The organism is Methanosarcina spelaei, from assembly GCF_002287235.1.
In the GTDB taxonomy this organism is placed as follows: domain Archaea; phylum Halobacteriota; class Methanosarcinia; order Methanosarcinales; family Methanosarcinaceae; genus Methanosarcina; species Methanosarcina spelaei.
This window is the reverse complement of the sequence record NZ_LMVP01000106.1, coordinates 1-7,349: the sequence shown is the minus strand read 5'-3', so window position 1 is coordinate 7,349 and position 7,349 is coordinate 1. Positions and strand designations below refer to the sequence as shown.

At 39.5% G+C, this 7,349-nt stretch carries 7 protein-coding genes; 4 read left to right on the top strand and 3 right to left on the bottom strand.

Annotation, left to right across the window (positions count from 1 at the left end):
* Nucleotides 1-305: 305 nt before the first annotated feature.
* Nucleotides 306-1,142, bottom strand: coding sequence for an ABC transporter permease (locus ASJ81_RS07225; protein ID WP_095643895.1), 837 nt, complete (start codon nt 1,140-1,142; stop codon nt 306-308).
* Between the two features lie 3 nt (nt 1,143-1,145).
* Nucleotides 1,146-2,126, bottom strand: a complete 981-nt coding sequence (locus tag ASJ81_RS07220) for an ATP-binding cassette domain-containing protein (protein ID WP_170943229.1) — start codon at nt 2,124-2,126, stop codon at nt 1,146-1,148.
* A 533-nt stretch (nt 2,127-2,659) separates the two neighbouring features.
* Here ASJ81_RS07220 and ASJ81_RS07215 point away from each other — a divergent pair.
* The gene (locus tag ASJ81_RS07215) at nt 2,660-3,022 is read left to right on the top strand and encodes a SpoIIAA family protein (RefSeq protein WP_095643893.1); all 363 of its coding nucleotides are present in this window, start codon (nt 2,660-2,662) and stop codon (nt 3,020-3,022) included.
* 176 nt (nt 3,023-3,198) lie between these two features.
* Here ASJ81_RS07215 and ASJ81_RS07205 read toward each other — a convergent pair whose 3' ends face one another.
* Nucleotides 3,199-4,407 carry an ATP-grasp domain-containing protein gene (locus ASJ81_RS07205; RefSeq protein WP_095643896.1) on the bottom strand — a complete coding sequence of 403 codons (1,209 nt, stop codon included), beginning with the start codon at nt 4,405-4,407 and terminating at the stop codon, nt 3,199-3,201.
* Nucleotides 4,408-4,563: 156 nt separating this feature from the next.
* Between ASJ81_RS07205 and ASJ81_RS07200 the strand changes: the two genes are divergently transcribed.
* The 3 genes from ASJ81_RS07200 (at nt 4,564) to ASJ81_RS07190 (ending at nt 7,068) form a co-directional block, all read left to right on the top strand.
* On the top strand, nt 4,564-4,926 hold the full coding sequence (locus ASJ81_RS07200) for a VOC family protein (RefSeq protein ID WP_095643891.1): 363 nt from the start codon (nt 4,564-4,566) through the stop codon (nt 4,924-4,926).
* A gap of 272 nt (nt 4,927-5,198) precedes the next feature.
* Nucleotides 5,199-6,212 carry a DUF5996 family protein gene (locus ASJ81_RS07195; protein ID WP_095643890.1) on the top strand — a complete coding sequence of 338 codons (1,014 nt, stop codon included), beginning with the start codon at nt 5,199-5,201 and terminating at the stop codon, nt 6,210-6,212.
* Nucleotides 6,213-6,732: 520 nt separating this feature from the next.
* Nucleotides 6,733-7,068 carry a hypothetical protein gene (locus ASJ81_RS07190; protein WP_095643889.1) on the top strand — a complete coding sequence of 112 codons (336 nt, stop codon included), beginning with the start codon at nt 6,733-6,735 and terminating at the stop codon, nt 7,066-7,068.
* The last annotated feature ends 281 nt before the right edge of the window (nt 7,069-7,349 follow it).

Genomic DNA, 7,349 nt, shown 5'->3' with positions numbered 1-7,349 from the left:
TAAGCTATTTTGATAAAAGTTTCACTTTAGAAAGTAGCGGAGCGTATTGATTTTAGATAAAATATTCAAAAAAAATATCTAATGAATAAACAAATTCTTTGGCAAAAATGCCAAAGAATTTGTTTTTCAAGATTATTGCAGCTTTTTGAGGTAGTTAGCAGAGAAAATTGTAGGTTTGAGGAAAGAACAATAAGAGAAATCACTAGATTATGGAATTGTGTCGATAAAACGGATAAAAAAGGGATATATTTTTGGAAATTTAGTTTCTGAAAAGAGATTCTTCAAGCCAGTGAGCAGTATTGAAATCATGTGACTGTAACCTTGGTAAATCTCCATCTAGCTATAAGAAACATTATTGTAGCGAAAATCAGAAGTGCAATAAAGGAAGTAACAGCCTCTCCTTGCGTGTAAGTGTAACGAATGCCTATTGACGAAAAATCACTTCCTATTGCAAAATACCTGATCCCACTGACCAGATGGGTAAGTGGATTGATTGTGGATAGCGCTCGGAGAACAGGAGGAAAAGAGTTAGCCGGATAAAGTGCATTGCTCGTGAAGAAAAAAGGCATGGTTAGCAGAGTTATTACTGCCTGCATCCCTTCCGGACTTTCCATAGTTATTGCAATTGCGGCTGACAGGAAAAGAAATCCCAGTGAAAATGCTCCTATAAAAAGTGCGATTCCAATCAGTGAAATCAAAACCTGTGTTGCTGTGTAACCTTCAAAAAACTTGACTCCAAGCAGAAGCCCAAAAACCATTATAACAGCTGCCTGGATAAAGGACTTTGTCATGGCTGAAAGCCCTATTCCCACAATTATATGAATTCTTGGTAGAGGACTTGAAAGGGTCTCTCGCATAAGCCCCCAGTTTTTATCAAACAGCAGTACTGTCCCCCCAAAAAGGCTTGTAAAAAGCGTGGTCATGGCAATAACACCTGCACCTATAAAAGTCAGGTAGCCCACAGCCCTCACTCCGGGAACAGCCGGCATTGTTGCAGTCAGTCTATCAAAATTGTTTGACATTGCTACCCCAAAGAAAGCTAACCAGAGTGCAGGCTGGACAAGGGAAGTAAATAGGAGAGTACGAAATCGGACAAACCTCAGCATATCTCGCCAGTATATAGTAAGAAAGCCTTTATGCATCTCTTAACGCCCTCCTGGCTTTACCACAACAGTTTTTTCGGTTCCGGTATCCCTGAGCTCTCTTCCTGTATAGTGGACAAAAACATCATCCATTGACGGCTTTTTGAGGTTTACGACCCTGATCTTAATCCCCCTTTTCTGAAGTTTTTCCATGATCTCAGGTAGCAGGTGAGTACCATCCACATTGACCATGACAATTATTCCTTTCGATTTGTCTCTAACCCCTCTTACAGTATCAAGTCCCTCTAAGATGTTTGAAGCTCCCTGGTTATCGCTTGTTTCAAGATATATAATATCCTGACCAAGTGCGTTTTTCAGTTCCCATGGTTTGCCTGTGGCAATTATTTGTCCATGATCTACAATACTTATATAATTGCTGAGCTGGTCGGCTTCGTCCATGTAATGAGTTGTCAGGAAAATGGTTGTACCCTGCCGATTTATGTCCTGTACATACTCCCAGATTCTTATTCTTGTCTGAGGGTCAAGCCCGATTGTAGGTTCGTCCATGAAAAGCACGTTCGGGCGAGTCATCAATCCTCTCGCAATCTCAAGCCTTCGCTTCATTCCGCCGCTCAGATGCCTTGTCAGAACATTCCTCTTTGCTTCAAGCTCGACCAGACTGAGCAGTTCATCCACACGTGCCTGCCTTTGACTTTTTGGCATGGAGTAGAGCCTTCCATGGTATTCCAGAATTTCCTCAACAGTCATATCTCTGTCAAGAGTCAACTCTTGAAAGACGATCCCTATCGATTCTCTGACTTTTTCAGGCTCGGTCCTCAAGTCATGGCCTGCAATAATTACTCTTCCTTTCTGCATAGGCAGGAGAGTAGTAAGAATATTGATTACAGTACTCTTCCCAGCTCCATTGGGTCCGAGAAACGAGAAAATTTCTCCATTTCTTACCTTAAAACTGATATTATCGACTGCTTTTATTTCGTCGAAAAAATACTCAAGGTTATTTACTTCTATAATATTGTTTTCCAGAATCAGTACCCCATTTTACTCCATTGACCTTTTCCCGTAGACAGATTGAACCTTCAGTCATAAATAGATTTTTTTTCGTGAATCCCTTGTGCGGAATTTGCCCCAGCAACAAAGATCTGAGAAATCGAAAATATTACAGATTACTACCTGGAAGCAGGATTTCTGAGTTTCAGTAACCTGATGCTTTTCTGCAGTCTCAACATACTTGTGGTTTTTCCGGATATTCTGGATATAACGTTGTTATATTGGATCTTATACACTGGATCAAGTCAAGATTATACACTGGATCAAGTCAAGATTTATATTCATTCAAAATAATAAATTAAAAACAAACTTGATGATCTAGAGCTAAGAAATATTCTACAAAATTAATCTTGAATGATAATTTAAGGAAAGGCCATTGAATAAAGGCCATTGAATAAAGACCATTGAGTAAAGGCCATTGAATAATGACCATTGAATAAAAGCAATTTAATAAAAGCCATTGAATATATGTGGAAGCTAGAGTTATTGTATACTAAAGGGGGAGTTAAATGATAGAGATTATACCTGGTTTGCCTGATAACGTTGTAGCAGTCAGTGTAAGTGGAGAGGTAACTGGAGACGACTACAAAAATGTGTTAATTCCTGCTGTTGAAGAAAAGATAAAAAATTACGGGAAAGTCCGTATGCTTTACCAGCTGGACGAGGAACTCGAATGGTTTACCCTTAACGCTATGCTTGAGGATGCCAAAGTTGGTATACAGAACATTACAGCATTTGAAAAGATAGCAGTTGTCTCAGATGTAGACTGGGTGAACAGTGCTGTTGGAATATTCAAGTTTATTATTCCCTTTCCGGTGAAAACTTACAAAAATGAGGAACTTCCTGAAGCAAAAGCCTGGATCAGTGAATAAACTGTTGACCCGAAACCGCTGACCCGAAACCGTTGCGCCGGTTTATCACGCCTATAAGGTTTGGGGATAAGGTTTCAAATCCAAACGTTATCTCGTTTTCGATCAAACCTTTTTTTAAAAGGTTTGCGGTCAAGCCTTTTTTTAAAAGGCTTGTGAATAGGCTTTCTATCTTTTCATTACTTCTTATTTTTGAGTACCGCAACTGCGGATGCTACTTCTTTGAAAGTGATATATTCTTCCAGGTCTGATTTTAGAATCCTTTCGATCTCGCTCCAGTTGCTGTCTCTGGTTTCGGTAAACATGTACCCGAAGTAGCCGCGTTTTTCGTGGTCCGCTTTTCTGAGTTCCAGGGGTTTTTCGAAGTCCGAAAGCAGTTTTTCGTAATTAAAAGACTTTACTTCCTTCAAATTGAGGTCTTCCGATTTGTTCAGCATAACAAGGCAGAAGCTCTTTCCTTCTTTATCTGCAAGAACCTTGTCCCAGTCCGGTTCAAGCTGTTCCATAAAGTACCTGTAAGTGTTAATCCCATATGCAAAATATGCAATATCAGTCACGCACAGGCCAGCAAAACGCATAGGGTTCAGTTCAATCGGCTGGATTCTTCTGTCTTCAGCTATTCGAAGCTCCAGATGAAGGGGGAAGTTCCTGAGTCCAGCCAGCTTTCCGATTTCGTTTAAAAGGTCCTCAATGGCTTCCCTGTAGGTTTCTATAACCGTTTTCGAAGTGAAATATATCCTGTCACTGACATCATTTTCCGAAGAAAAGATATGTTTGAAGATATTGAGAACTACAGGCTTTCCTGCACGATTGAAATAAGCATCAACTGCAAATTCGTCTCCTTCGATATTTCCTTCGATGATGAAATTCTCCACATTCAGAACCGAAGCCGGATAAAGCTTTTTGATTTCTTCAACTTCAGTCTTTATAGATATTAAAACCGAATCCCATTCTTCGTTGGTGGAAACTTTATGCACTCCTAGGCTGAAAAATCCCACAGCAGGCTTTATGATGAACGGCTTTTCGATTTCTTCAACCCGGATTTCGTCCAGTTCTTCAAATTTAACACTCTTGAAATATAATTCGGGGTAAAGCCTTTGTAGCAGCTTTCTGAACTTAACTTTGTTCTTAAAAAGCTCGATTTTTTCAGGCAGCCCTGTAAAATCCAATTTTTCCGAAATCCAGCCAACTGAGTTTTCTGAATTGGAATAAAGAGTACATTCGCCCTTTTCTTTTATTAATTTAATAAATTCAGCTTCTTCAAGGAGGTTTAGCTTTTTTTCAGTCTTCAGGCCGGCTGCCATTTCATTTTTTAAAATAGGAACCTGTAATTCCGCAGCAGTTTCTTTTAGGAATTCGGAGACGTAGGGGTGGTCGAGGATTAACATTTCTTTAACCTTTCTTATTATCATTCAGTTTGAAATCTGAGTTCTGATAATAAAAGAAGTTAATAATATTTATTGTGGACTTATTCCTGGAACTATAAGTATTAACAATAATAAAACAAATGTAAAAACTAAAATATTTCATGGGGAATAAGAAAAATGAAAATCCTTCAAACTCTCTCCCGTCTCTACGTAAACGACCTTAACTCTGCCCTGGAGTTCTATGAAGAACTCTTAGGCTCCTCCGTAGCCCTGCGTTTTAAAATCCCACAGATCGGCCTGGAACTGGCCCAAATAGAGAATATTTTGGTAATAGCCGGTTCGGATGAAGCTCTAAAACTCTTCAGAAGCACGCAAGCTACTTTTCTTGTCGATTCTCTCGATGAATTCAAGGCTTATCTGGAAGAAAAAGGTGCAGAAATTCTCCGGGGGCCGAATAAGGTCCCGACCGGCAAAAACATGACAGTAAAGCATCCCGACGGCTCGATAATAGAATATGTGGAACATTCAAATCCGGCTTGAAAAATAAAAAATAAGCTACAAACTCAAAAATCCTGCTCCAGAGCTCCAGAGTCAATATTTTAATTTTTTTCACTCAGGCAGGAAAGGTTTTAAACTTATAAATTAACGGAATCTACAACTCATAATCATGGTTTTATAAATTTAACAGGATCGTTACCAAACACTACTACTGAACACTACTACTAAACACTACTACCAAACACTACTATTACTGATATGTTATTGATACTTCACTGATCTACTAATCCAGAAGTTTTCAAGAGGGGGTAATTATGGTAAATACTAGCTTTACGCGGGATATTCAATTTCCGCCTTTGCCGCTTGAAGAATGGGAAGATACGAAGAATACGTTGCACCTGTTCCTGCAAATCGTGGGAAAGATCAGACTTGCGCTGTTTCCGAAAATGAATCACTGGTGGCATGTTTCTTTTTATGTTTCCGTGCGTGGGCTCACGACTGGACCGATTCCTTACGAGGACATGACTTTTGAGATGGAATTTAATTTCCGGGACAAGGAACATGTTTTAAGGATTGAGACCAGCGAAGGAGATTTGAAAACCGTGCCTTTAAAAGGGCTTTCTGTTGCTGTTTTTTATGACAGGGTGTTTTCAAGTTTGGGTGAACTCGGGATTATGGTGGGTATCAGGCCGGTTCCATATGATATGCCTGGAGTAAGTACCGAGCCTTTTCCGTCCGATTATCAGCATATGGCCTATGATGAAGAATATGTGAACCGGTTCTGGAGAATCCTTGTGCAGGTCTCCTCCATTTTTCAGATTTTCAGAGGCTGGTTTATAGGAAAAAGTTCGCCTGTGCACTTTTTCTGGCATCATGCCGATCTGGCCCTGACTCTGTTTTCAGGCCGGCCTGTACCTGTAAAGGAAGGAGCAAACCGCATAGAATTTGAGGCTTCTTCGCATGAAATGATCAGCTTCGGGTTCTGGGCTGGAGACCAGCAAATAAGGGAGCCGGCTTTTTATGCGTACATGCACCCGCAGCCGGCAGGCTTCATGAATGAGCCGCTAAGCCCGAAAGAAGCTTTCTGGAGCCATCAGGCAGGGCTTGCACTCCTAATGTATGAAGATGTCCGAAACGCAGTAGATTCGCCTGAGAAAGCGGTTCTGGATTTTCTTGAGAGTGTGTATCAGGCAGGAGCAAAGAGAGCAAACTGGGACATTGAGGCTCTCAGGCTTCCGTCATCCGAAAAGCAAGTTAAGGAGCAAGCTCAAAGGCAGTACAAAGAACATGCGGATATACTGGAAAAACTGGAAAGACCGGACGCTTGAACTTCAAGTTGGAAGAATTGCAAGATGTCTTTACCTGATTTTTACTTTGTTTTTTCTTTAATTTTTCCTTTGATTTTTATGTGAGACACTCAGAAGAACACTTACTTCTCTAGTGTTTTTTTGAACTGGCTGTCGCATTTAACCGATATAAGCTGCTAAAAGCCGGCATTTTACCAGATATCATGAAAAAGGGTTTTTTTCTATCTTTTTATGTGCGTAAATCAGTTATAAATGGTTAGATCTTAAATTAAAGCTTTAGAAATAATTATTTCCTCAATTTAGCAATTTCATGCCGGTTTTATATAAGTATATTTATATTTAATCTGGCTAATATATAAATTACAGGTTCAAGAATACCGCAAAACAATCAAGTAATTCTTTCAAAAGCCGGAGGTCAAGTAGAAGTTAAGCACGAATATCTGGTGAGGTCAAAGTGAGGTCAAAGGTTAGTTCAGGTTGGTAAGATTAAGGATCGAGTTCAGGCTAGCGAGTTTAGAATATAAGTACGGAGAGTTAATCTATGATAAGCAAAAAATTTGATAGAATAAAAAGGATTTTTGCCGTTTTGCTGACAGTTTGTTTTGTATTGTCAGTAACGGCTGCAGCAGCAAGTGCAGCTGCTGATAGCAGGAACAAAGATGGATATAATGATGGTTATAATAAAGGTTATGGAGATGGCAGAAAACAGGGCCAAATAGACTGCGATAATTATGGTAGTAGAGAAATCCTCTCGAAAATTCCCTCTCCTTACAACGATAACAGATGGACAGAAAATTACAAAGACAGTTATAACAGAGGATACCAAAAAGGATATATCGACGGTTACAACGGAAATAGGTATACATGCTTAAAATAAGGGATAAGAGGACTCAGTACCAAAATCTAGTGATGGATGTAAAATTCAAAATCACTAGATTTTGTAAATGGTCACCATCCGTGTAATACAACTTAATGATTCAAGTCTTTAGATAGCGAATATTGATTTTGATAAAAACTGGATTCTTCTTGCTAATTCAGATTTTCTATCAAAAATGCAAAAATCACTGGATTTTGGAACAGAGTCGATAAGAGCTTTTAAATATAAAATCAAATTGCGTGCGGCCACCCCACCCTAAAGGATGGGGTATGCTTCGGGCC